General features: G+C 45.5%; 22 protein-coding genes. 4 read left to right on the top strand and 18 right to left on the bottom strand.

Going from position 1 to position 23,491, the window contains the following annotated elements:
• Positions 1–68 precede the first annotated feature (68 nt).
• The 3 genes from MKY92_RS09800 to MKY92_RS09790 are packed head-to-tail and all read right to left on the bottom strand — an operon-like array spanning position 69 to position 2,068.
• Complete coding sequence (locus MKY92_RS09800) at positions 69–971, bottom strand: LysR family transcriptional regulator (protein ID WP_076209057.1); 903 nt, start codon at positions 969–971, stop codon at positions 69–71.
• A 59-nt stretch (positions 972–1,030) separates the two neighbouring features.
• A complete protein-coding gene (locus MKY92_RS09795; RefSeq protein WP_339300454.1) occupies positions 1,031–1,768 on the bottom strand; it encodes an SDR family oxidoreductase in 738 nt (245 codons plus the stop codon).
• A 24-nt stretch (positions 1,769–1,792) separates the two neighbouring features.
• Positions 1,793–2,068, bottom strand: a complete 276-nt coding sequence (locus MKY92_RS09790; RefSeq protein WP_339300453.1) for an Atu4866 domain-containing protein — start codon at positions 2,066–2,068, stop codon at positions 1,793–1,795.
• Positions 2,069–2,234: 166 nt separating this feature from the next.
• Between MKY92_RS09790 and MKY92_RS09785 the strand changes: the two genes are divergently transcribed.
• Positions 2,235–3,164: an AraC family transcriptional regulator gene (locus tag MKY92_RS09785; RefSeq protein ID WP_339301748.1), complete on the top strand. Its 930-nt coding sequence runs from the start codon at positions 2,235–2,237 to the stop codon at positions 3,162–3,164.
• A 64-nt stretch (positions 3,165–3,228) separates the two neighbouring features.
• Here the strand turns inward: MKY92_RS09785 and MKY92_RS09780 are convergent, their stop codons facing one another.
• Positions 3,229–3,666 carry a MerR family transcriptional regulator gene (locus MKY92_RS09780; RefSeq protein ID WP_339300451.1) on the bottom strand — a complete coding sequence of 146 codons (438 nt, stop codon included), beginning with the start codon at positions 3,664–3,666 and terminating at the stop codon, positions 3,229–3,231.
• Positions 3,667–3,835: 169 nt separating this feature from the next.
• Between MKY92_RS09780 and MKY92_RS09775 the strand changes: the two genes are divergently transcribed.
• From MKY92_RS09775 to MKY92_RS09765, 3 genes are all read left to right on the top strand, one after another.
• Positions 3,836–4,684, top strand: coding sequence for an SDR family NAD(P)-dependent oxidoreductase (locus MKY92_RS09775; RefSeq protein ID WP_339300449.1), 849 nt, complete (start codon positions 3,836–3,838; stop codon positions 4,682–4,684).
• A 137-nt stretch (positions 4,685–4,821) separates the two neighbouring features.
• On the top strand, positions 4,822–5,985 hold the full coding sequence (locus tag MKY92_RS09770; protein WP_339300447.1) for an oxalate decarboxylase family bicupin: 1,164 nt from the start codon (positions 4,822–4,824) through the stop codon (positions 5,983–5,985).
• A gap of 79 nt (positions 5,986–6,064) precedes the next feature.
• A complete protein-coding gene (locus MKY92_RS09765; protein WP_074094414.1) occupies positions 6,065–7,204 on the top strand; it encodes a zinc-dependent alcohol dehydrogenase in 1,140 nt (379 codons plus the stop codon).
• 142 nt (positions 7,205–7,346) lie between these two features.
• On the opposite strand, the gene MKY92_RS09760 is transcribed toward MKY92_RS09765, so the two are convergent.
• From MKY92_RS09760 to MKY92_RS09695, 14 genes are all read right to left on the bottom strand, one after another.
• Complete coding sequence (locus tag MKY92_RS09760) at positions 7,347–8,135, bottom strand: class I SAM-dependent methyltransferase (RefSeq protein WP_339300445.1); 789 nt, start codon at positions 8,133–8,135, stop codon at positions 7,347–7,349.
• Between the two features lie 199 nt (positions 8,136–8,334).
• Complete coding sequence (locus MKY92_RS09755) at positions 8,335–10,302, bottom strand: fructose-specific PTS transporter subunit EIIC (protein ID WP_339300443.1); 1,968 nt, start codon at positions 10,300–10,302, stop codon at positions 8,335–8,337.
• A gap of 96 nt (positions 10,303–10,398) precedes the next feature.
• On the bottom strand, positions 10,399–11,310 hold the full coding sequence (gene pfkB / locus MKY92_RS09750; protein ID WP_339300441.1) for a 1-phosphofructokinase: 912 nt from the start codon (positions 11,308–11,310) through the stop codon (positions 10,399–10,401).
• Between the two features lie 2 nt (positions 11,311–11,312).
• Positions 11,313–12,059 carry a DeoR/GlpR family DNA-binding transcription regulator gene (locus tag MKY92_RS09745; protein ID WP_017689448.1) on the bottom strand — a complete coding sequence of 249 codons (747 nt, stop codon included), beginning with the start codon at positions 12,057–12,059 and terminating at the stop codon, positions 11,313–11,315.
• A 355-nt stretch (positions 12,060–12,414) separates the two neighbouring features.
• Positions 12,415–12,900 (bottom strand): hypothetical protein, encoded by a 486-nt coding sequence (locus MKY92_RS09740; protein WP_339300439.1) that lies wholly within the window; start codon positions 12,898–12,900, stop codon positions 12,415–12,417.
• A gap of 138 nt (positions 12,901–13,038) precedes the next feature.
• The gene (locus MKY92_RS09735; protein ID WP_339300437.1) at positions 13,039–14,466 is read right to left on the bottom strand and encodes an NAD(P)-binding domain-containing protein; all 1,428 of its coding nucleotides are present in this window, start codon (positions 14,464–14,466) and stop codon (positions 13,039–13,041) included.
• 329 nt (positions 14,467–14,795) lie between these two features.
• Positions 14,796–15,035 carry a DUF896 domain-containing protein gene (locus MKY92_RS09730; RefSeq protein ID WP_017689452.1) on the bottom strand — a complete coding sequence of 80 codons (240 nt, stop codon included), beginning with the start codon at positions 15,033–15,035 and terminating at the stop codon, positions 14,796–14,798.
• A 174-nt stretch (positions 15,036–15,209) separates the two neighbouring features.
• Positions 15,210–15,467 carry a hypothetical protein gene (locus MKY92_RS09725; protein ID WP_339300435.1) on the bottom strand — a complete coding sequence of 86 codons (258 nt, stop codon included), beginning with the start codon at positions 15,465–15,467 and terminating at the stop codon, positions 15,210–15,212.
• A 253-nt stretch (positions 15,468–15,720) separates the two neighbouring features.
• Complete coding sequence (locus tag MKY92_RS09720; protein ID WP_339300433.1) at positions 15,721–16,674, bottom strand: SDR family NAD(P)-dependent oxidoreductase; 954 nt, start codon at positions 16,672–16,674, stop codon at positions 15,721–15,723.
• A 119-nt stretch (positions 16,675–16,793) separates the two neighbouring features.
• The gene (locus MKY92_RS09715; protein ID WP_339300430.1) at positions 16,794–17,315 is read right to left on the bottom strand and encodes a TetR/AcrR family transcriptional regulator; all 522 of its coding nucleotides are present in this window, start codon (positions 17,313–17,315) and stop codon (positions 16,794–16,796) included.
• Positions 17,316–17,554: 239 nt separating this feature from the next.
• A complete protein-coding gene (locus tag MKY92_RS09710) occupies positions 17,555–18,367 on the bottom strand; it encodes a hypothetical protein (RefSeq protein WP_339300428.1) in 813 nt (270 codons plus the stop codon).
• Entirely contained in the window at positions 18,364–19,338 is a 975-nt protein-coding gene (locus MKY92_RS09705) for an ABC transporter substrate-binding protein (protein WP_339300426.1), read from the bottom strand. Before MKY92_RS09705 ends, MKY92_RS09710 begins: the two co-directional genes overlap by 4 nt.
• 108 nt (positions 19,339–19,446) lie before the next feature.
• Positions 19,447–21,048, bottom strand: a complete 1,602-nt coding sequence (locus tag MKY92_RS09700; RefSeq protein WP_339300424.1) for a helix-turn-helix domain-containing protein — start codon at positions 21,046–21,048, stop codon at positions 19,447–19,449.
• Positions 21,049–21,098: 50 nt separating this feature from the next.
• The gene (locus tag MKY92_RS09695) at positions 21,099–22,964 is read right to left on the bottom strand and encodes an AraC family transcriptional regulator (protein ID WP_339300422.1); all 1,866 of its coding nucleotides are present in this window, start codon (positions 22,962–22,964) and stop codon (positions 21,099–21,101) included.
• Positions 22,965–23,491: the final 527 nt, after the last annotated feature.

Here is a 23,491-nt window from a genome sequence, read left to right as displayed (position 1 = left end):
TCGTGGTACAACAAAAAGACCGTTCCGACTCAACCGGAAACGGCCTTTTGATGAATCATTTAACACTTCTAAGACCCTATGGCCTCATGCAAAGCCTGGACATATGCTACACCCAGATTAGAGAGGGAAGTACTCTTGTGGCTTATCCACCCTACATTAATCGATTCCTCACATTCCAGCGGTACAGGAATGATCTCGTTTCCGTTCAGATCAGCGCTAAGTACGCCCGTAGAGATCGTATAACCATTCAGACCAATCAACAGGTTAAACAATGTTGCGCGGTCATTAACCTGTATGCTTTTGGGGTGAGATAACGTACTCAGGATCTCTTCGGAAAAATGAAAAGAATTGTACTCTCCCTGGTCAAATGACAAGTACGGATAATCCTGCAATTGCTCGATTGCAACCGACTCCTGCTTCGCCAGCGGGTTCTTCACACTGATAAAGATATGGGGCTTGGCTGTGAACAAACTCGTGAAAACCAACCCCGCATCTTTTAACAATTTGTTAATCACCTTGGCATTGAACTCATTCAAATACAGGATGCCAATTTCACTGCGCAGGCTTTTCACATCCTGAATAATCTCGTAGGTCTTGGTCTCCCGAAGCGCCAGCTCGTATTCATCCTGACCATACTGCTGTACCAGACGAACAAAGGCATTCACTGCAAACGCATAATGCTGCGTCGATACGGAGAAGTGCTGCGGGGATGGCTTGGCGTTCAGATAACGGTTCTCCAGCAATTCAGCTTGTTCTACCACCTGACGTGCATAACTCAGAAACTCAACGCCTTCTTTAGACAGAGATATTCCCTTATTGGTGCGTTCAAAAATAGTAATTCGCAACTCCTGCTCCAGATCCCGAATGGCATTCGAAAGGCTGGGTTGCGAGATAAACAACCTTTTGGCTGCTTCATTCATGGAACCGCGCGTGGCAACTTCGATCACATATTTTAGTTGTTGTAATGTCACTGCACTATTCCTCTTTTCGTATCAATTGAACCTATTATATACCAAAAGAGGATCAGACCTTAAGCCATGCTTGCTGTCGGTCTGACTACAATCTCATTTACGTCCACCTCTGCCGGCTGGCTAATGGCGAACAAGATACTTTGCGCAATCGCCGAGGCGGGAATGGATATGCGCCGATACTCTTTCATGAGATCACGTGCTTCTTCATCGGAAATCGTATCCGCGAGTTCCGATTCCGTCACGCCCGGGGCTACAAGGGTTACGCGGATATCTCCGCCTACTTCCTGCCGCAACCCCTCCGAGATGGCGCGGACCGCGTATTTGGTTGCACAATACACCGCGGCCGTTGGTGACACGGCATAGGCTCCAATAGAGGCGATATTAATAAACTGGCCGAACCCCTGCTTTTTCATGACGGGGAGTCCAGCCGCTATGCCATGCAGAACACCACGAATGTTAACATCTATCATGCGATTCCACTCATCTACTTTTAACGATTCAAGGGGAGATAGCGGCATGACTCCAGCGTTATTTAAAATGACATCGACACGTCCATAGCGAGTTTGAGCGAGGTCAACGATGGTTTGCATCTCTTCCAATCTGGTAACATCCAGCGAATGATACTCCACTGATCCGCCCTCCAAACGAATGGAAGAGGCCAATGCCTCCAAACGGTCCACACGCCTAGCTCCAATAACTACATGCGCTCCATGCTGTGCAAGCAATCGAGCTGTTGACTCACCAATTCCACTACTCGCACCGGTAATCACAACAACTTTCCCTTTTACATTGGACATATTATATCGCTCCTTATTTGGTTGTTATTGTACATTTTCTCTATACAAAACCATGCCTGCATGATACAAAACGCCGTCTCTGAAGTCTCCATCCGCTGTAAATCCCATATCATCCACGTATTCTATATGTTTCCCATGAATAACATAGAGACCCTGATATGCACTTTGCCGATCTCCTCTTGCTTCATCATATCTACCGCAAGGAAGAAGTTCGTGTCTGATATATCCATCCTTCGTGACCCACATCCCCACATACGGGTGTTTTGGTTCTTGTTGGTCACCCATTGAACTGCGCTCCATTGTTTCTCGCTCCTCTCTGCTTCAAAAGATTCTGTTGCTTATCTCCATTATGGAGAGAATCAATCGTTGTACGATAGAAAAATCCCACAGTATTCTTGCCTATTCCTCCAGAACATTTTAAAATAATAGTAATAGTGGTTTACAAGGGGGGCTACAATTCTTGCTTATCAAAACAAATGAAACGGATACGGGCATCACGGAGCAGCAGCAACAATTGGCTCAACTTATTGAGCATTTCACCCCAAGTGACGGGATACATCCTACAGCAATTCCATCGCTTGCCTTAATCCGTGCCTCCGAAATCTCACAACCCATATATTCCGTTTATCAGCCTTCCCTCTGCATTGTCGCCCAAGGTTCCAAATTAGTTATACTCGGCCGCGAGAGCTACATCTACGACCTGTCACAATATTTGGTAGCTTCCGTAAACTTGCCTATTTCAGGGCAGGTTGTACAGGCTACAACCGAACATCCCTATCTATGTATTCGACTGGATTTTAATTCAGGGCAGATTTTCGATCTGATTCAGGATACGCCTTTTGTACAACCCAAACCTGACCATTCAACACGAAGAGGATTGTTTGTTAGTTCAACCAAACCTGACCTTCTTGAAGCCGTGATCCGATTGGTTCGGCTGCTGGATACACCTGAAGACATTCCCGTCCTTGCCCCTATGTTTATCCGCGAAATATTATATCGTATTATTCAGGATGAACATGGACATTCCATCAAGCAGTTTGCTATTCAGGACAGTCATGCACAGCACATCGCCGAGGTGATCGAAGTCATCCAATCTGATTATGCTAAGCCACTTCGGATTGAACAACTTGCTGCCATGATCAACATGAGTTCTTCCTCATTACATCATCATTTCAAAGCCATTACCGCCATGAGCCCTTTGCAATTCCAGAAACAAATTCGATTGCATGAAGCCCGGCGAATGTTGCTTGCAGGTTCAACCGATGCCGCCGACGCTGCGTTCCAGGTTGGCTATGAAAGTCCGTCTCAATTCAGCCGGGAGTATGCCCGCATGTATGGTCTCCCTCCCAAAAGCGATATCAAACGACTTCGTCATACACTCGATATTAAATGCTAGAAACATCAAAAAGACCCACGTCATCATGACGTGGGTTTTCAGATTCAAATCGGCAGCACTGCCATCAGGAGAATATGTTCTGTTTTTCAAAAACAGACATCTGGTTCTCCCCGGTAATAGGACATTCATCAGGATACATACTTCGTTTCTCCAACTTCTCATCGATAAAATCAACGACTTGTTGTAGCGAAGCAATCTGTGCTTCAACTTTCTTCCGGTGATTAACCAGCATCTCCCGTTCATCCGGGAAATCTGCGAGATCGGAATCCATGGACATTTGTAAATATGGCTTCATTTCCTCCAGAGACATTCCTGTTTTTTTCAGGCATGTGATCAACTTCATCGTATGGATATCCTCCGAGCGATATACCCGATGGCGATTGGCCTTGCGTTCAGCTCGGGGAAGCAGCCCAATCTTCTCATAATAACGAATTGTATCTTCTGATAATCCGGCCTGTTCTGACGTTTCTTTAATGGAGAACATTACATTGTCGCTCATCATATGGACCTCCTCCACATTCATTTCTCTCCATATTACAACTTGGAGTTGACTCCAAGTCAAGCATGATCCATCCCATCCCAATACCCCTTGACTTGGAGTCGACTCCAAGTTATAGAATGAGCGCAGCATACAGATTCGTTCTGTAATCCCATTCTATCTGGAGGTATATATGAATATACAAAATCAGCTTCGCACCGCTCTCATCACAGGGTCAACGTCAGGAATTGGTCTTGAACTGACACGCAAGTTACTGGCTGCAGGATGGCAGGTCATCGGTCTCAACCGTTCTGCTTTCCCATCCGAGGATACCGATATTCAGAACGCCTTACGTTCAGGCCAGCTCCGTTGGGTTCAGGCTAATCTGACCAACTACGACAGTCTGAGAACTGCATTAGATCAGATCCAATCCGATACCGATTCAATTGATGTCTTGTTTAACAATGCGGGGGGTAGCGCTTCGGAGCTTCGTTTCTCTGATCAGGGGCATGAACTGCACTTTGAACTTCAGACGGTAGTCCCTTACATCATCTACATGGAATTCGTTGAGCTATTGCTCAAAGGACAGATGAAAACAGTTATTAATACTTCCACCACCGCGTTTAAAATGGTCAAACAATTTGATCTGAACATCCTGGAACGTCCAGCTGAATTCAAAAAGCTGTTTGGTCCCTATGCCATTTCAAAGCTCGGTTTATCCCTATGGACACGCGAGGTTGCCAAGTCTGCCAAAGCGGAAGGCATACAATTACTAAGCGTAGATCCCGGTGGAAATAATACGCTAAGGGGCAACAAAACATCCGGATTACCTTTCTATATCAAACCCATTATGAAATGGTTCTTTCCCCATCCAAGCCATGGCGCTTCGTTGCTCTACAATGCGGCCTTATCCCCAACCGAACACGAATCCGGTACGTTCCTGGTGAAAAATAAAGCGACAGCACTTCGTTTCACAGAGCAGGGCCCTGCCGTTCTCCACCGGGTAAACGAGATTTATGAACAGCGTTTCCGTACACTGTAGTCTGGAAAGCCCCCAACCAACCCAGCTTAATCATGATGGATGTTGTCCCTCATATTATCCAGGCCCTGATTCATAGGTGTAAACATAACGATACCATGTCGCGTGTGCCATGGGACTGAATCTGGAGGGATCACTTCATGACCAAAGGACAGCAACCAAATGAAAAACCATTTATCATCCCGCAACCCATTCGCAGTGATGGCGTAGGAGGACCTGATCTGGGACCGAGAGACGTCATGAGAGATATACAAAACCCCGATATGCTGGTACCTCCGGCAACCGATAACGGGTTATTGCCCAATCTGAAAATGTCTTTTTCCGATACCCATATGCAATTGAACCATGGGGGTTGGTCACGTGAAATCACCGTACGGGATCTCCCTATTGCCACTACACTGGCTGGTGTGAACATGAGCCTGACACCGGGAGGTGTACGGGAATTGCACTGGCATCAACAATCCGAGTGGGCCTATATGATCTGGGGAACGGCAAGAATCACTTCGGTAGATCAGAACGGACGTAATTTTATTGCGGATGTCGGGCCTGGCGATCTCTGGTTTTTCCCCAAAGGTCTACCCCATTCCATTCAGGGGCTGGAGGAAGGTTGTGAATTTCTGCTTGTGTTTGATGACGGGTCCTTCTCCGATCTAAATACGTTATCTATATCGGATTGGTTTGCCCATACCCCACCAGAAGTACTGTCTGTCAATTTTGGCGTGCCCGAATCCGCTTTTCAGTCAATGCCGAAGGAACAGGTCTACATTTTCCAAGATACCGTCCCGGGTTCCATCGAGAGCCAGGAAGTTCAGTCGCCATATGGCACCGTTCCTCTCACATTCAAACACCGATTGTTGGCCCAGGAACCACTCATTACCCCCGGCGGAAGCGTAAGGATTGTCGACTCCACCAACTTCCCCATCTCAACTACCGTTGCAGCCGCACTCGTTGAGATCCGACCTGGCGCCATGCGTGAACTGCACTGGCATCCCAATGCAGATGAATGGCAATACTATCTGACAGGACAAGGGAGAATGACTGTCTTTGGAGGCAATGGCATTGCTCGCACATTTGACTATCGGGCTGGAGATGTCGGATATGTTCCTGTCGCAATGGGACACTATATAGAGAATACCGGCACAGACACTTTATGGTTTTTGGAAATATTCCGAAGTGATCGATTCGAGGATGTATCGCTGAATCAGTGGATGGCGTTAACCCCGCAGGATCTGGTCCGTGACAATCTGAATGCGCCGCCTGAGTTGCTCAATGCCTTGCGTAAAGTAAAATGGCCTGTCGTTTAATTTAGTATGTATATCTATCATTTAAGCTGAAATGGGGTAATCGTCAGAGAATCCCACTATATAAGGAGGAATATGAAAGATGAGAGCCGTTACGTTTCAGGGAATCAAGGACATTCAAGTCAAAGAGGTTGAAGATCCCAAACTGCAACAGAAGGATGATATTATCGTTCGTATTACTTCCACAGCTATATGTGGATCCGATTTGCATATTTACCAGGGAGCCTTGCCTGCTGCCAAAGATTATGTTATCGGTCATGAACCGATGGGCATTGTAGAAGAAGTAGGTCCGGAAGTGACACGTGTGAAGAAGGGGGACCGTGTGGTCCTGCCTTTTAACATCGCTTGTGGTGAGTGCTTCTATTGCAATCATGACATGGAGAGCCAGTGCGATAATTCCAATGGCAATCCGGATATTCATACAGGGGGTTATTTTGGGTTCACCGAACGCTACGGAAATCACCCCGGAGGGCAGGCAGAATTATTGCGTGTTCCCTACGGGAACTTCACTCCGTTTGTGATTCCTGAATCCTGTGAACTTGAAGATGAAGCCCTATTGTTCCTGTCCGATGTTCTTCCAACCGCTTACTGGAGCGTCGAGAATGCCGGAGTTAAACCGGGAGATACAGTCACTGTACTCGGAAGCGGTCCAATTGGGCTGATGACACAGAAGTTCGCCTGGATGAAAGGTGCCAAACGCGTTATTGCTGTAGATCGCCTGCCCTATCGACTGGAGAAAGCCAAACGTTTGAACGATGCAGAGATCTTTAATTTCGAAGATTACGATGATATGGGTGAGCACATTCGCGAGATTACACAAGGCGGAACCGACGTTGTTATCGATTGTGTAGGTATGGATGGTAAAAAGAACATGCTGGAAGAAATCGGGCAGAAGCTGAAACTTCACGGCGGTTCACTGAGTGCGATCGAAATCGGCATGAAAGCGATCCGCAAATTTGGCACACTGCAACTTACGGGTGTATATGGCTCTTCCTACAACATGTTTCCTTTAGGCAATTTGTTTGAACGCAATATCAATCTCAAAATGGGACAAGCTCCTGTTATACATTACATGCCTGAATTGTTCCGCAAAATCACTGCTGGTGAATTTGATCCAACCGAGATCATCTCCCATCGGATTTCACTGGAGAATGCAAGCGATGCGTATCGCATTTTCAACGATCATGAAGACGAATGTACCAAAGTTATACTTAAACCCTAAACCGTCGCTTTGATTATCAATATGCAAAATAAAACAAGCAGAACTACCTATTCAAGGTACTCTGCTTGTTTTATTTTATCAACATTCACATTCATCCTGTTACCGTTGCATAAACCGCTCAGCTAAATGGTCCTTTACCTAATCAGATATGAGCCGGTTTAATCGCTTGGATATACACACTTTCTCCTTGGAAGCTGTCAAGCTCCCCGTTCTTGGTCACTTCAAAATCGAAAAATTTTCTAATGATAGACGGTGCACTCAACATGCTTGCTTCAAGCTCCCCTCTCTCCCGTTCCGGCAGTGCTGCACGGTTACACCATTCTTCAAACTTAAAGCGTTTCTGGAAGGAAACCATCGTTTCCATTCGGAAGCCGGCATACTCCAGCATATGAATCCATTCCGTCTTGCGCCATGCTCGAACATGGCTTGCATCCCGGCACTTCTCCACTTCATTGTAAAACTGGTCATTCTCATCACGTTCAGGTGCCACGTTGTCAATGAATAACAACCTTCCACCGGGCTTCATAACTCGTAATGCCTCATGAACAAACGAAGAAACATCCGGAAAATGGTGGGCAGCAATTCGGCAGGTCACTAGGTCAAAGACATCATCATCGAATGGCAGCTTCTCTGCATCCCCGGCTACAAAATCTACATTACCGTGTCCATTCCTCTGGATAAATCGTTCAGCTACCTGAAGCATTTCTTCCGTTAGATCGAGGGCTGTCACCCGCTGAACAAGCGGAGCCAATGCATTAGCGACATGCCCTCCCCCTGTGGCGATATCCAGCACGTTCATATCCGGAGTAGCTTGAGATGAAGCCACGAGCAACGCGAGATCCTCACCTTTGGCATGCCCCGAACTCGTCACGTATTTACCTGCATTTTTCGCAAACTGCTTCTGCACCTGACTTTTGATTACATCAGACATTCCAATTCCTCCTGCATAAGTTTCATCAGACGAAACATAGTTTCAAAATATAATTATATTTAGTTTACCACACATGAATGTAAAAGCTAAATAAGCATTTTACACAAATACGGAAGCAACTTTCCACTACCTGACGAAAAAGCTGAAATAAAAAACATCTCCCAAGTGAATTTCACCCAGGAGATGTTTCTTATATCTGTTACTTCACAAGCGTTGGTGACTTCTTCCACAGTCCCAGAATCAGACCGGAGATCACAGAACCAATTGCAACAGCGAGCAGGAACAATAATGCGTGGTTCGCCAGTGCTGCAACAAAGATGCCGCCGTGCGGAGCTGGCACATTAATGCTCCACAATTGTGTCAATCCGCCAGCAACAGCGGAACCCAGAATACAAGAAGTCAATACACGCAATGGATCAGCCGCAGCAAATGGAATTGCACCTTCTGTAATGAAAGAAAATCCAAGTACATAGTTAGTCAGGCCTGATTTGCGTTCTTGCTCTGTAAATTTGGATTTGAAGAACGTTGTTGCAAGTGCAATCGCCAGAGGAGGCACCATACCGCCTGCCATAACCGCTGCCATCCATGCACCGTCTGTGTTACCACTGGATGTGAACACACCAATGGCGAACGTGTAAGCCGCTTTGTTGAATGGTCCACCCATATCGATGGACATCATGCCGCCAAGCAGCAAGCCCAGCAATACCGCATTACCTGTACCCAGGTTACCAAGTGCATCTACCAGCCAGGTGTTCAGGGAACCAAAGATTGGATCAAAGACATAGAAACTGATGGCACCCACGATCAGCAAACCAAATACTGGATACAGCAAGATTGGTTTCAAGCCATCAATCGCTTTTGGCAATCCTTTGAACAACTTACGAAGACCAATAACTACATAACCCGCCAGGAAACCGGCAGCCAGACCACCAAGGAAACCGGCGTTTGAGTTAACTGCCATCAATCCACCGACCATACCAGGCATCAGGGCCGGGCGATCACCAATACTCATCGCAATAAATCCGGCAAGTACCGGAATGAGGAAGTGGAACGCACCTGTTCCGCCACCGATCGTTTGAAGCAGCTGGAAGAGGGGATTATCCTCGCCCGCAAGCTGTTCAATAAGGAACGAAATAGCCAGGAGGATTCCTCCACCTACGACAAACGGAAGCATATGCGAGATACCGTTCATCAGATCTTTATAGATTTTGCTACCTACACTGATCTTACCAGTGTTTGCGCCATCTTCTTTGGCATTTCCGCCTTGGCTGTGATAGATCGGTGCGTCACCGTTAACGGCTTTGCGAATCAGCTCTTCGGATTTACGAATTCCATCACTCACCGGTCTTTGCAATACCGGTTTGCCATCGAAACGTGCCATCTCCACATTTTTGTCTGCGGCAACGATAACCCCTTTAGCACGAGCGATCTCATCAGCAGTGAGAACATTCTGCGCTCCTTCAGAGCCGTTTGTCTCTACGCGAATATTAATGCCCATTTCCTGAGCTTTCTTTTTAAGTGCATCTTCAGCCATAAACGTATGAGCTATACCGGTTGGACAGGCTGTAACCGCAACAACAAAATCTTCCGAATTGGCATTACCTACAATGACCCCAGAGGTATTCTGTTGCTGATTGCTAGTGGAGCCCGATGCGGCATTTGCTGCTTTTTCAGCTTTTGCTTTTTCTTTGGCTACTTCCTTCTCCGCTGCTTCTGCCTGTTTGGCATCAAACAATGCACTAACTTCCGCAGGTGTATCTGTACTCATCAATTGTGAGATGAAATCGCTATCAATCAACAACCTGGAAAGGGCTGCAAGCGTACGCAGATGGGTATTACCTGCGCCTTCTGGAGCCGCAATCATGAAGAACACATGAGCTGGCTGATCATCCAACGCTTCAAAATCAAGTCCTTTTCTACTCTTGGCAAATACAACCGTTGGTTCATTCACTGCTGTTGTCTTGGCATGTGGCATCGCAATTCCGCCACCGATCCCTGTGCTCGATTCAGCTTCTCTTTTATAGATCATTTCCTTGAACAGGACCGGATCATTAATTCGTCCGCTTCGGTTCAGGCTTGCAATCAGTTCATCAATAGCCTCATCTTTGGTTGTGGCTTGCAGGTCCATGATCATTGTTTCCTGGATCATCAAGTCTGTTATTCTCATCTTGGTACACTCCCTTAAGTTCAGTCGGCCTGCATAGGCAGGCCTCACTACATTACAATTACAATTACAATGAAAAGCTTTTATATGTCTTTTAAACTAGATTGTCGTAATGGTCACTTGATTGCGTAGTTCATCAATCAATTCACGTGTTGCCAGATCATCCGAGAACGCAGTCGCGCTTCCAGATGCAACCCCTGTGCGGAAAGCTTCCAGCAAATCTCCGCTCTGTACATAAGTACCTACAAATCCGCCAATCATGGAGTCACCGGCACCAACCGAGTTTTTCACAGTGCCTTTTGGCACATTCGCATGATGAACTTCCGCTTTGGTAATGAATAGTGCACCCTCACCTGCCATGGAAATCAACACATGTTTAGCACCGGCTTCCAGCAACTTACGCCCGTATAACACCAGTTCCTCGCGTGTATCAATCGTTACACCGAACAGTTCAGCCAGTTCATGATGATTTGGCTTCACCAGCAATGGTGCATGTTCCAGAGCTTCCATTAACGCAGGGCCAGTGGTATCAATCACAAATTCGGCACCCGTTTGCTTGCATACTTTAATGAGACGATCATAAAAATCCGTTCCAAGTGAAGGCGGCACACTTCCGGAGAGGATGACAATATCTCCTTTTTCCAATGAAGACAATCTGTGAAGCAACTGCTCTGCCTCTTCGGCACTAATTGCAGGTCCAAGACCATTAATCTCTGTCTCTTCTCCATGCTTCAGCTTGATGTTAATGCGAGTATCGTCTGCAATTGTGACAAAGTCTGTCCGAATGTTATCTTCTTGCAACTTGTCATTAATGAAACGTCCCGTAAATCCACCAAGGAAACCAATGGCCGTGTTATCTGCTCCAAGTTGATTCAGTATGCGAGAGACATTAATGCCTTTGCCGCCAGGGAGCTTCAAATCCCGATTCATTCGATTCAATCCGCCAAGTTTTAGCTCATCCACTTCCACGATGTAATCAATGGACGGGTTAAGTGTTATCGTATATATCATCGTTATCCCTCAATTATTTTAGTTTTCTGGGCGATTCCAGGCCGCCAGTGTTCTGGCATCTGCTCAGTAATCAAATCGGCCTCCTCCAAATCAAACAATTTGGCAAAAGTAATTTCCCCTATTTTGCTGGAATCAGCCAGCACATAAGATTTTCCCGACAATTGATGTGCACGCCTTTTAATCAAGGCTTCCTCCGGATCCGGTGTTGTATACCCCATTTCGGGATCAACTCCATTGCTTCCAAGAAAACATTTATCAAAACGGAAATTATCCATGTTCTGTAATGCGATACTGCCAATGACTGCTTTGGTATGAATTTTCATCATACCTCCGAGCAAATAACTGCGAATACGTTTGCTTACCAAAGCTTCAACATGTGAAAGTCCGTTGGTTACAACCGTTACGTCTTTAGCTTCAATAAAAGGAATCATAGCTAACGTTGTCGTCCCTGCATCCAGATAAATGCATTCGCCATTTTCGATCTCCTGTGCAGCCAAACGGGCAATCGTCGTTTTTTGTTGAATGTTTTTGAACGTTTTTTCTTCCATGCCCGGTTCCAGCGTTTTTTCATTCACCAGTGCGGCACCGCCGTGGATGCGTTTGAGCATCTGACGACTCTCCAGATCGATCAAGTCACGCCTAATCGTTGATTCAGAAGCACCCAACACATCAACTAGTTCTTGTAATTTCACAATTCCCTGTAAATGTAAGCGCTCTATAATTGCAGCATATCGTTCTTCAGTCAGCATCTTCATTCCTCCAACTGCTTCTATAGTATCATAAATCCCTCAAAAAACAACCACTTTCATTCAAAATAATTAAAAAACCTTCAAAAACCCGCAACTTTCGACTCACGTAACTCATGCTCTTCAGCACTAATCAATATTATTCGGGCCCGCGAGCCTCGTTCTGATCGCTGGGACTCCTAATCCTTGTAAAGATGGATTTAGAGTTCGTCAGAGACTGGAGTATTCATCGAACGAAGTTTCCCTGTCCATAAAGATGTCATTCCGTGCGCTTCATATCCATTAAAAATCCTGCAGCATCCGGCGCTTCAAGCGCGGCGTTGCAGGATTTAACTATTCATAGGATTTACATGCGCGTTTATGACTCTACAACCATTGCATCCGGTTTGGGTTTAAGCCATTTACCTTCTTCATTAATAAAAGCCCCCTTGAATCGGCCCATCTCCAATTGTTCAACCAGCCTCTCCTCGTCCATGACCAGAATCTCAGCGAGCTGCCCCGAGGTGTAATAATGAGCGGGATTGTAATCGAGCAGCACAGGAACAGACGTATCATATAGTTCTTTGATCAGATTCTCAAAGGAATGCCGACCCAGGTTCTCCATGTCTCTATAAAACTGCAAATGTTGGGACACCATATTACGGAACGATTTATTCTCCAGATGCATCCACAACGTATTGCAGGCCTGAACACTCATATGATTTTGTTCCACATCGTAAAATTGAACTTCTTCAATCTTCATGTATTTCTCTTGAAATGCTACGATCTTAATCAAAGGTACATTTCGTTTACGCGACGCTTTCTTCAAGTGAGCTCTAAATTGTTCATAGTTCATTTCATTCATCTATTATCCCTGCCTTTAACATGTTCCAACCGACATTTTACAACAAATTAGAGGCAAGTGTAACCTTCATCCTGTAAAAATTAAAAAAACGTGCAGCATCAGATGCCACACGTTCACTAACTTATGCAGTGTTTTCATTTAGCCGAGGGCACCACTTTTCACCCATGTAGCCGTAAATTCCTCTTCTTCATACGCATAGAATTGCTGCAAAATAATCTCCCGATCATCGAGGAACAACTGATCGGCTATCGCAGAGACTAGTTTCGGCACTGCGCTCTTGGTTCCCGATATTGCCGATGCCGACAGACCACAGCTGGCAAGTGCAGAGTAGTTGAATACAAACAGTCCATGCAACGGTTTCTCACCCTGTTCACTCCTGCTGGTCATTGCAAACCCAGAACTCAGGTAAGGATGTGCATCCAGCAATGCATTGCGATGCTCTGGCGGAGCCTGATAACAGTCCTCCCAGCGCGCGATGTATGGCTCCACAAGCTTCAGTTCAGGACGGAGTGCCGGATCACTAAGCAGACCTGTGCTAATAATCAGAAAATCAAACGTAAATGCTCCCTTTGCCGTGTGCACAATCGCACCTTGGTCCGTCGCTTCTACACTCAGCCAAGGCGAATTCAAATGTAGTTCGAATCCAGGCCAGGCTGCCGCACGATTAAACGTATCGTTGGTTGGCGGTTGATTGAATTTGAAGAAATGAGAGATCACTTCATATTTATCCGCAACCGGAAGAGCGTGATATCGCTCAATCATACCGGATTGTTCCATCTGACGAATGGGATTAACACTAGGCAGTTGTTCCCGCCGTACAAATACATGAGCTTCCGCCACACCCGTGGCAAGGGCATAACTCGCATTATCGAATGCAGAGGCACCGCCGCCAAGCACAGCCACCCTTTTACCTTTCAATCGATCAAAATCAATCGCTTCCGACGTATGGGCATACCGATCCCGAGGTAATCTATCCGCAATCATGGATGGCACATGCCACTCTCCACCACCTTGTATTCCCGTAGCAAACACTACTTTGCGAGCAAGGATAACGTCCATCTGAGTTCCTGCCTTATTCACATGAAGTCGATGTATTCCGTTCTCCATAGGCTCAACAAGCGTCAATTCTATCTCATTAAGAACAGGCAGATTCAATACTTCCCGATACCAGCGCAAATAATTCATCCAGTCTCCACGCGGGATCTTGTCTACCTCTTCCCAACCTTCAGGCCCCACCTGTGCTTCCCACCATGAGCGAAAGGTTAACGAAGGAATACCCAGATCGATGGAAGTCAGATGCTTGGGTGTACGCAAAGTAACCATACGCGCATAAGTCTCCCAAGGCCCTTCAAGGCCTGAGGTATTCTCGTCAATAACGAGAATATTGGAGATTCGTTCACGAAGAAGTCCAAATGCCGCCCCTAATCCACTCTGGCCTCCGCCTACAATGACAACATCATAGACATGACCATCCGCATGTTCTCTTGGGCGTACCCAGTTCGAACCACCAAATGACAAATAAGCTAGATCTTTCTTCACACGTTCATTCAAATCTTCCAGGCTCATGATTCATCAACCCTTTCAAGGACACATATGAACTTTCTTTTAAATTATTTAATGTTAGTTTCTTGTTAGTTATATGAAGAAAATTTTGTTTTCCACTTGTAATCATGACATATATTAGCGTTATTATATGAGTTGTCGGGGATGATTTGAAGTTCGAGGTAGCTTTATTGTCATAAAAACTAAAAATTTCTAACATGCTTGTTAATTCACACGAAATCCTAACTGGGCGGTACCCTCTTCTTTGATGAGCTTTCTTCTAGATGGATGCTTTACAGAAAATAAAAAAGACAGACCAAGATGTATCCTTGGTCTGTCTTATTAATGGAATGCTATTGGCCGGCCTGTTCACGGCGCTGCAATTTTTCATTGGTTAATTTCTCAGGGGTCACATCATGACCCAGCGGGTCCACAACGGATACTGCCAGCATGGTTGTCAGTACCTGACCTCGAATAGCCTGCAAATATTGTTTTCTAAGCTCCTGCTGCTCGCTCTGTTCTGCTTTTGTCAATCCGACGCTGCTGCGTTGTTTTCGACTTAATTCGTTAATGCGTCCCAAAATAGGAATCATGAAATCCACCTCACTTGTTAGTCCAATTTCTAAAAGATATTTCGAATATCTTCAAACTAACTTATTACAACTTTACGAATTTGTCCATAGGCACCGTCCGTTAAGAAGTATTTTTAGGTAATCTCATGCACAGACCACACAATGCCATTCGTAGCACCACTGCCCAGATTCAACTTAATCGTTAGCCCGCTTGCAGCCAGCATAGAACAGTCCAATCACATCTCCCGCATTCAGTGCGACTTCCACTGCCAAAGTGACTGAACCACTTCCCAGCACTGCCCGCAGTGTAAGTAGCGTAATCGCGACGTTTAGGACGGGCAACAGACCACTGACCAGCGTCGTTACCGTAGGTGATGTTCTCTGTACAAGAAAGGCTGGATTAACCCTAGCACCCAGGGATAGAGCAATCGCCCAGAACCCTTGTGTTTGCAAAGTTGGACCCGGTTGGCCCAGTGGTTCCCGTTAGTCCTGTGATCCCTGTTAGACCCGTCTCTCCAGTGACTCTGGTCGTCCCCATAGTACCAATTAGTCCAATCGCGCTTAAAGTAATTGATTAATCACTAACAAAGTGACATTCATAGGCTTAATAATAAAGGGCGTACAAAGCTAGTCCCGGGCATAGATTGTACTATTATAAAATGCGGAGAATTGACGTGGTGTATAAGATCTAAAAATATATTCCCTTCTACTCCCCTTGCAGCTCTTTAATCGTCAAAGCAATTCCTTCTTCAAAAGAGGTTGCCACAACCGTGCCAATACGTTCCTCATACTTCTGTCTGCTCAAGATCAGGGGTTCCTCGGTCAGATATAACATTTCTACAATTTCTTTCATAACGGGTACACCTAGTCCGATCAACGTCAATCCCACTTTTCCTAACGCCATCACAGGTTTGCTTCTCCCCGCAGCCTTCTGTGCCATACGCACGATGTCATGACCCGAGATGATCCCCGATCCAGGAATGTTCCAGCTCTGTCCATACGTCGTATCTCTGCTTGCCAGCTCCACCACCATGACTGCAGCATCCGGTAAATAGATGTACTCTCTGGGTACTTTCATATTCCCGATAAAAAAAGCCATCTTGCCTTTTGCTATCGCTTCAAGGGTTGAACCCAGATAGGAAGCCTGATTGGCCGTTGGGCCATAATAGTCCGGCAAGCGAACAATCATCACCTGAACTTTGCTCCATTTTGCACTGAATAACATCTGTTCATAGGCAAGTCGTGTCTTGCCTTTGCGCGTATGTGGCTGTTTCGGATGTTCTTCGGTTACTTCCTTCATTTGTCTTCTGCCATAGGGGTAGATTCCGTCTATTACCACCACGTTCAGACCCATGTGTTCTGCCGCCACCATCACGGATTCGCCCAGCGGAATTAGCCTGCTCTCCATCTTGTTATAAGGGACATTCGCACAATGAAATATGACATCGGCACCCTGGGAAGCAGCAATAATATCCTCCGATCGAAATGCATCCCCCACTGCGATTTGCAGGTGATCTGAAGATCCCAACTTTACCGCAAGTTGCTCCAACTTTTGACGGGAGCGCCCAAATGCAATGGTAGAAATACCCCGTCTAATCAATTCCTCCGTAATTGCTGCACCTGTTCCACCTGTGGCACCAATCACAATAGCTCTATTCATCGTGGATCGACCTCTTTCATTCATTTAGTTATTGATCGATTACTTACCTGAAAACAATATAAACCATAATTAGTGATTGATCAATAACTAAAATTCAAAAAGGGACTTTACCTCCCTCTCTATCGTTCCTTCAGCTCCGGCATATCCAGTGCATTAGATACATTACACAACATCCCGATTGCCAGAAAAATCATGGTTCTTTTTAGCGGTTCAGCAATTCCTGCAACGGTGAAAGCTTCCAGTACAATGCTTCTTACATCACTCATGCCTTTTTGCATAGCCTGACGAATGACTTCCTCCCTGATCGTTTGCGCCTGCATCTGAAGCAAGATTTCGCTCTTGTGCGATTCCAGAATCTTATCATAGGCTTCAATGAGATCATTCTCTAACTGATCTGGTGTCGCCGTCTCCACCACAATTCGAAACGAATCAATCACCCGTGTCCATGAGACCTCAATTGCAGTTAATAATAAAGCTTCTTTTGTTTTGAAAAAACGAAATATATACGGCTGTGAGATCTGTGCCCGTTCAGCTACCTGGGCTGTAGTCGCACGATAATAGCCAATTTCCGCGAAGACGTCAATTGCTGCAGAGATAATATCATTTCGCCGGTTAACCGACGCTGCTGTATCCTTTGCCATGATAATCCCCCCTCCAATAGTTAGTGATTAATTGATCAATAGCTTGAAGTATAACGAATACTATACCTCAATGCAAAGGTATCGTGAACTTGTACAAAGCCAACAAACCCGCAGACGCTGGCTCAAGCCGCTGCAGGTTGTGTAGCTTGTCGATCATAGATTCTACCCACTGGAAACCGAAGAGAACACAGATTGTCTAAAACAGATTCGTACCATGCGGTACAAAAGTGTCTGTTAGTTCACTGCTGGAGAAGTTTGCGCAATCGGGATTCCGAATCCAGCTTCGGACAACTGTTACAATATGCATGTGCGTGACTGCCGCTCCCAACCTGATATGCCAAACAACAATATCGGCGTATCAGGAACGGCGGTCCCTGCCAACCGGAATGTTCGAAGTGCTGCAGCTCATTGGCAAATGTACATGCATTATCGTTTTGCCGATCCAGCCAGATGCTTTGATCTTCTTGAATCTTTGCAAGCCGTTCATCTGTCTTCCAAATGCTCTGATCATGGATCATTCGTGCATACAATTGTTGCACATTATGCGCAACCAGAGACCACATGACCTTATCGCTCGCTCCTGTTCCGACGGCTACCGCTCGCAGGACAGGTTCCAGATGTAGCAGCACTCTTTTCTTGAGCAAACCACTCTCTGACCTGCGCTGAACAGGATCTCCCCCCTCCAACAAGGAGCTCTTCAGCCGAGTCTCATATCGCATGCCACCTGCTCCATTCAATTCAAACCGCACATCATCGTCTGCAACGCTAAGTATCGTATCGTATAGACTGAAAGCTGAGATTACGGACATAACAAATACGGAGTAACGTTTGGCAAAAAGTGTACCGACGGCCACACTTCCTTTGCAGCCCAATTGAAGCCCTTGCTGCACAGCCTGTTCACGCAATATCAAGTTTCGTTTCTCTTCATTAAGCAGATCTTTCACATGGAAAGGATACTTGGAATCATCACAAGTCGCTTGGATCCTCGTCACAAAAAATTGCTGTAGCGCTTCCGACATCTCTGAATAATCATGTCTTGGATAACGTCTCATCTATTAATCATGTCTTCAACTTCGTTGATAATCTCGCTTCGTCCAATTGCTCCCCAGCCCTTAAACAACCAGAAGGAATCTGTCGTATAGACCTGATCTGTACCAACAGCCGGTACTCCCTTCCAGAGTGAGCTTGCATTGATGTTGTTTAAATACTCATCGGCATTCGGGTCAATCTCCAGAACTACGAAATCAGCATCCACATCTGCAATTTTCTCCATGGACAAATCCTCACGTTGTTCGGCAGGTGTCACAGTCGTTGGCACAAATCCAAGATCATGATACAAAAGTGTGTTGGTTGGATGTCCTTTTGCCGCGTAAATTTGTAGGGTCTTCTCTCTTACACGCAGATAAGCCAACTTTTTTTGATCCAGTTGTTCGATCTTCGCTTTTAATTGCTTCGCCTGCTGCTCTACCTCGGCTATCTTTTCTTTTGCCAGATCCACTTTGTTGTACATCCCGGCAATGGTCAACAGATCCTGTGTCCAATATGTTGTATCATCAACAAAATCCAGCCATTCAGTACCAAGTACAATCGTCGGAGCGATTTTCTCCAATTGATCATACGTACTCTCCGCAGTTCGACTCTCAATAACGATGACATCCGGATCAATCTGAAGGATAGCCTCCAGGTTAGGACTGTCTGCAGACCCTACCGTTGGAATGCCGGCAAGCTGATCTGCAAAGTAAGGCAAATAATCTCCTCCGTAACGAACTTCTACATTAACGCCTGCTGGTTTCTCACCAATCGTCAACATGTGATCGATGTAAGCAGCAGATAATACCACCATACGCTCTATTTTTTGCGGTACAACCGTTGTTCCTTTAAGATGCTCAATCGTTTGTGTACCACTCTCTTCCACAGGTGTATCCTGTTGCGGAGGCGTTGCTTCTGTTGCCTTGCTACATGCCGTCAGAACGAGCACAAGCAGGGCCAACAGTATCATCGTTGTTGCTCTCTGTCTTACCATTTGTAGTAAATCCCCTCTACTATTTAATAATAATAATCATTATCACTATAGTAGGGAAAAGCGTACAGGCTTACCATGGATTATTCCACTCTCTTCTCTTGCACAATATCACCGTAAGGTAACCCCAAGTTGCTCTGCCACATATCGCATGGCCCACATGCGTCCGGTGGGACCCAGCGTTTTGAAAAAAATATCTCCTGCATTATATACTTGGCCTTCTTGAACAGCCTTTAATGCCAACCATGCACTGGATTGCTGTAATTGCCTCAGTTGAGCACGTGCCTCTTCTGTGGGATCGACCATTACAAACACATGATCCGCGTCGTATAACTGCAAATCGCGAACTTTACTCTCTACAGCCCACTGTTCTTCCGGAAAATCACGAGGCAAATAAAATCCCAGATCATCATACAATAGCGCCCCTGTCTGATTATTCAATCCATACATTCGGTAGAAATGAGAAGTCACCCGGATGAACATGGCACTCTGTTTCCCCCACCTCGATTGAATGCGTCCTCGAAGAACCCGGCTCAGTTCAGCATGTTGTTCTATCCACTGTACAGCCTGTTCGGTGCGACCCATAATGTCCGCCATATACAGAAGCCTCTCGCCAAAATGATTGGTGTGCTCCAGCATGGTGGTAGGCGCGATCCGATGCAGGGAGTCATTGGGCTCCAAACGATCACTTGTAATGATCAGGTCCGGTTGGACTCGCCTCAAATCATCATAGTCCTGATTGAAGCTATCCAGAATAAGTCCCTGATAACTATGTGCTTGAAGCGCAGGTATGGCAACATGACGAACCACCCTCTGACCATAGGATAAAGAGGATACTGGCCTCAAACCGAGTGTGATCACATAATCGTCCAACCCGTAATATAAGGTGGCAATGCGATTCACTTTATTTTTCATATACAATGTTGGGGCGATTCCTTCGTTTTTCTTGAAAACTCTGCTGAAATAGTGCTCGTCCTTATAACCCACTTGCTCTGCAATATCCTTGATTTTGTCTGAAGAAAATAACAGCTGCTTGGCCTTTGCCATACGTAGTTTCAGTATATATTCAATCGGGGTCATATTAAGTTGCCGTTTGAATGTTCTTATAAAATGATTCACACTAAGCCCTGCCATGCGGGCCATCTGATCCATTCGAATGTCTTCCATATACTGATGCGTCATATAATCAAGTGCCACATCCATCCCCGCTACAGGGGGTGTTGCTTCATTCACGTGCATCATTAACTGAATCAACAACTGATGCAAAAGATGTTTCCTGCGCGTCTTTTCCAGACTCACAAACGAGTGTTTTCCACTCACCAGGGTATCCATCATCTCCTGAATATCACGTGTATTGGAAGGAACATTAAGTTTGCCCGTCACAGGGAGATCAAATGCCTCGGTATGCCAAGCATTCCGACGCCGGGTAAGTGTAACACAGGAAAATAAAATGATCTGATATCGGACAGGTGCTTCCATATCCGTCTGAAACTCCACATGCATTCCTGGCTTCAACAAAAACCACTCGTCTTGAGACACCGTATGTACAATGTTATCCATAGACAAAGATCCCTTGCCCGCGATGACCCTGCAAATGGCGAACCTTTTCCAGATCCGATGATGAACAGCCCCCGGATTGTTACAGTAATGGCAGACGTGGACAGCAGAGAAATGTAGTTGCTCCAGTTGTTTGATCCAATCATTTTCCTCCATGCGCACGTCCCCTCCCCGTTCTGATCCGATTCTGTGTGAACTAATTAACTCTATTTTTTAGCTCCCAATAGTAAATTCTTTATACTATCCAACTGCAACTCCAGTGAATAGGGATCTTCCATGACGAACTCATCCTCTGTTCCATCCAAGGAACCATAGGCGTAGACTTGTCCTTTCTGCACAGCAGGCAGACGTTTCCACACCTCGCTGTTCAGGATCTCTTTGGCGTCTTCGCTACCCGAACCATATAAGAAGATATGATCTCCCATATACTCAGGCAGTACTTCAAGGGAGATCGTCTCGAATCCATCCTTCATATCGAGTGCTTGCTGAGTAGGAGGCAGTTTCAGCATCTCGTAGATCGTGGAACTACCATAGTTCCCACCTTCTGCACCAAGTACATACAACGCTTTGTATCCTATTTGAATGATGGATACGGTCTCGCCTTCTTTAATTACACCATCAATCTGCTTCTTAGTCTCTTCGATATTCTCTTCATATGTCGTGATCCATTGCTCTGCTTCCTTCTCTTTACCAAAAACACCAGCAATCCGGCGCAGCTTTTCCAGTGGACCAGAAGTTTTATCGCCTTCCCAATAAGGTAAAAAGACGGTCGTTGCAATTTTTTCGTAATCCTCAATATTTTTATCAATGGAACCGATGATGAGATCCGGCTCAAGTGACACTAATTTCTCCAGATTCATTGGGAACTCTCCTCCCAAATCCTCAATACCCGCTATAACATCAGCAGCAATGCCAGACTTTTCAATCCATCCTTCGTTCAGCATAAATGTTCTTACACCAACCGGTACAATGCCCAGTTTCAGCAGGTACCCCATATATTGATCTGAAGCGACACGCTGAGGATTGGCCGGAATTACCACATCTCCCCTCATTGTGGAGACCGTCCGCGTCTCCGGCTGTGCAGTCGATTTCCCTGTCTCCGTTGTCTGGTTACCCGATTGTGTAGTAGCCGCATTGGTCTCTGTTTGCGTACCACTTGCAGACGGTGCCGGACTGGAACAGGCCGTGAGCAATAGCGTTAGACACAACATCATGCTTAGTGCTGTCATTTTGAATTTTCCTTGCATTATTAATTCCCCTCCAACATTCTTTTGATATTGATAATCAATATCATTATATAGATGGGAATGTAACGAATGAAGGGCATTTTCTTGCATTATACTGGGCAAATCTTGCTTGTTGTTCAATACCAATGTCTGTTGCGACTTGTTAAACCGTTGGCTTACTCCTTTTTTATAACGAATTGGAGAAAGACCTTTTATTTTTTTGAAGCTGCGGCTCAGTGAATGTGCATCCGGATAGCCGACCTGTTCTGCAATCTGTTGCAGCGTAGCACGGGTATGCACCAGAAGATGTGCTGCCCTCTCCATTCGGATCTGTCCAAGATACTGGATGGGACTGATGTTTAACTTTTGTTTGAACAACCTGGACAAGTGCCCCACACTGCATTCCATTGCTTCTGCCATTACGTCAAGAGCTATGGGCTTATGGAGATGAGCATTCATGTATTCAATAGCCTGTGTGACCGTATCCGGTTTATGTGGCTGAATGGATTGTTCGTATATGTCTGCCAACAAAGAATATACCCATTGATGAAATAAGGTTTTGGCATGTAACTTTGCAAGCTTAGTGGACTGTTCCCACTCCTGTTTTAATTCCTCCATACACTGATACAGGTGCAGCGGACGGGTTGGTACAAGTGCGTATTGGTCCTGGAACGGACGTTCATGGTCCATCAGATGCTGAATTTCCATCCCACAGGGCAAGGCCAGAATGGCTTTGTACAAAATCATATAATACGTCACGCCTGAATCCGTCTCCATGTTTAAATGCGCCTGTTTGCCTCCATGAATGATGTGGAATCCCTTCACGATATATCTGTGTTGATCCATTCGTATCCGTGCACTTCCGTCGGTGATATATAGATAGGTACTCGCTGGTAGTTGATAATTTCTCAGCTTCTCCCCAGGATCCAAAGCGTTCTGGCGTACGTCCAGTATTTTGACAAAAACATGATTCCACAACCTGATGTGATCATTTAAATTCATATCCGCTGTACTTTCCCTCCCACCATGTTACATCGACATACCTTCTTGTTGCTGTTAGGAAATGCCTGTTAATTTCGCTCATGATGTACATTTCATTTTATTATAAATTAGTTGATAACAATTCTCAATGACATAAACAATCAATATTAACTTATCCATTTGGACAACATATACGGAATGTAATGTAACATAGTGGGATAATAACGCTAGAATCAGCAGCATTTTCTAACCTGTTGCAAAATCATAAAAGGCATGATATATTAATTGAGACATCAATGATTGACGCATCAAATATTGATACATCAATGATCGAGAGCATACAAATAATCATTAGGCAATGGCATTGTATACTGCAACATTAATCATTGGTT

The organism is Paenibacillus sp. FSL R5-0623 (assembly GCF_037974265.1).
In the GTDB taxonomy this organism is placed as follows: Bacteria; Bacillota; Bacilli; order Paenibacillales; family Paenibacillaceae; genus Paenibacillus.
The sequence above is the reverse complement of the archived record's forward strand: the minus strand, read 5'-3'. Positions and strand labels throughout refer to the sequence as shown.

Coding starts and splice junctions, on each gene's coding strand:
- MKY92_RS09795 (WP_339300454.1), bottom strand. CDS start 1,768: ATGTCCAATGTAAAAGGGAAAGTTGTTGTGATTACCGGTGCGAGTAGT.
- MKY92_RS09790 (WP_339300453.1), bottom strand. CDS start 2,068: ATGGAGCGCAGTTCAATGGGTGACCAACAAGAACCAAAACACCCGTAT.
- MKY92_RS09780 (WP_339300451.1), bottom strand. CDS start 3,666: ATGATGAGCGACAATGTAATGTTCTCCATTAAAGAAACGTCAGAACAG.
- MKY92_RS09775 (WP_339300449.1), top strand. CDS start 3,836: ATGAATATACAAAATCAGCTTCGCACCGCTCTCATCACAGGGTCAACG.
- MKY92_RS09770 (WP_339300447.1), top strand. CDS start 4,822: ATGACCAAAGGACAGCAACCAAATGAAAAACCATTTATCATCCCGCAA.
- MKY92_RS09765 (WP_074094414.1), top strand. CDS start 6,065: ATGAGAGCCGTTACGTTTCAGGGAATCAAGGACATTCAAGTCAAAGAG.
- MKY92_RS09760 (WP_339300445.1), bottom strand. CDS start 8,135: ATGTCTGATGTAATCAAAAGTCAGGTGCAGAAGCAGTTTGCGAAAAAT.
- MKY92_RS09755 (WP_339300443.1), bottom strand. CDS start 10,302: ATGAGAATAACAGACTTGATGATCCAGGAAACAATGATCATGGACCTG.
- pfkB (WP_339300441.1), bottom strand. CDS start 11,310: ATGATATATACGATAACACTTAACCCGTCCATTGATTACATCGTGGAA.
- MKY92_RS09745 (WP_017689448.1), bottom strand. CDS start 12,059: ATGCTGACTGAAGAACGATATGCTGCAATTATAGAGCGCTTACATTTA.
- MKY92_RS09740 (WP_339300439.1), bottom strand. CDS start 12,900: ATGAATGAAATGAACTATGAACAATTTAGAGCTCACTTGAAGAAAGCG.
- MKY92_RS09735 (WP_339300437.1), bottom strand. CDS start 14,466: ATGAGCCTGGAAGATTTGAATGAACGTGTGAAGAAAGATCTAGCTTAT.
- MKY92_RS09730 (WP_017689452.1), bottom strand. CDS start 15,035: ATGATTCCTATTTTGGGACGCATTAACGAATTAAGTCGAAAACAACGC.
- MKY92_RS09720 (WP_339300433.1), bottom strand. CDS start 16,674: ATGAATAGAGCTATTGTGATTGGTGCCACAGGTGGAACAGGTGCAGCA.
- MKY92_RS09715 (WP_339300430.1), bottom strand. CDS start 17,315: ATGGCAAAGGATACAGCAGCGTCGGTTAACCGGCGAAATGATATTATC.
- MKY92_RS09710 (WP_339300428.1), bottom strand. CDS start 18,367: ATGAGACGTTATCCAAGACATGATTATTCAGAGATGTCGGAAGCGCTA.
- MKY92_RS09705 (WP_339300426.1), bottom strand. CDS start 19,338: ATGGTAAGACAGAGAGCAACAACGATGATACTGTTGGCCCTGCTTGTG.
- MKY92_RS09700 (WP_339300424.1), bottom strand. CDS start 21,048: ATGGAGGAAAATGATTGGATCAAACAACTGGAGCAACTACATTTCTCT.
- MKY92_RS09695 (WP_339300422.1), bottom strand. CDS start 22,964: ATGGATCAACACAGATATATCGTGAAGGGATTCCACATCATTCATGGA.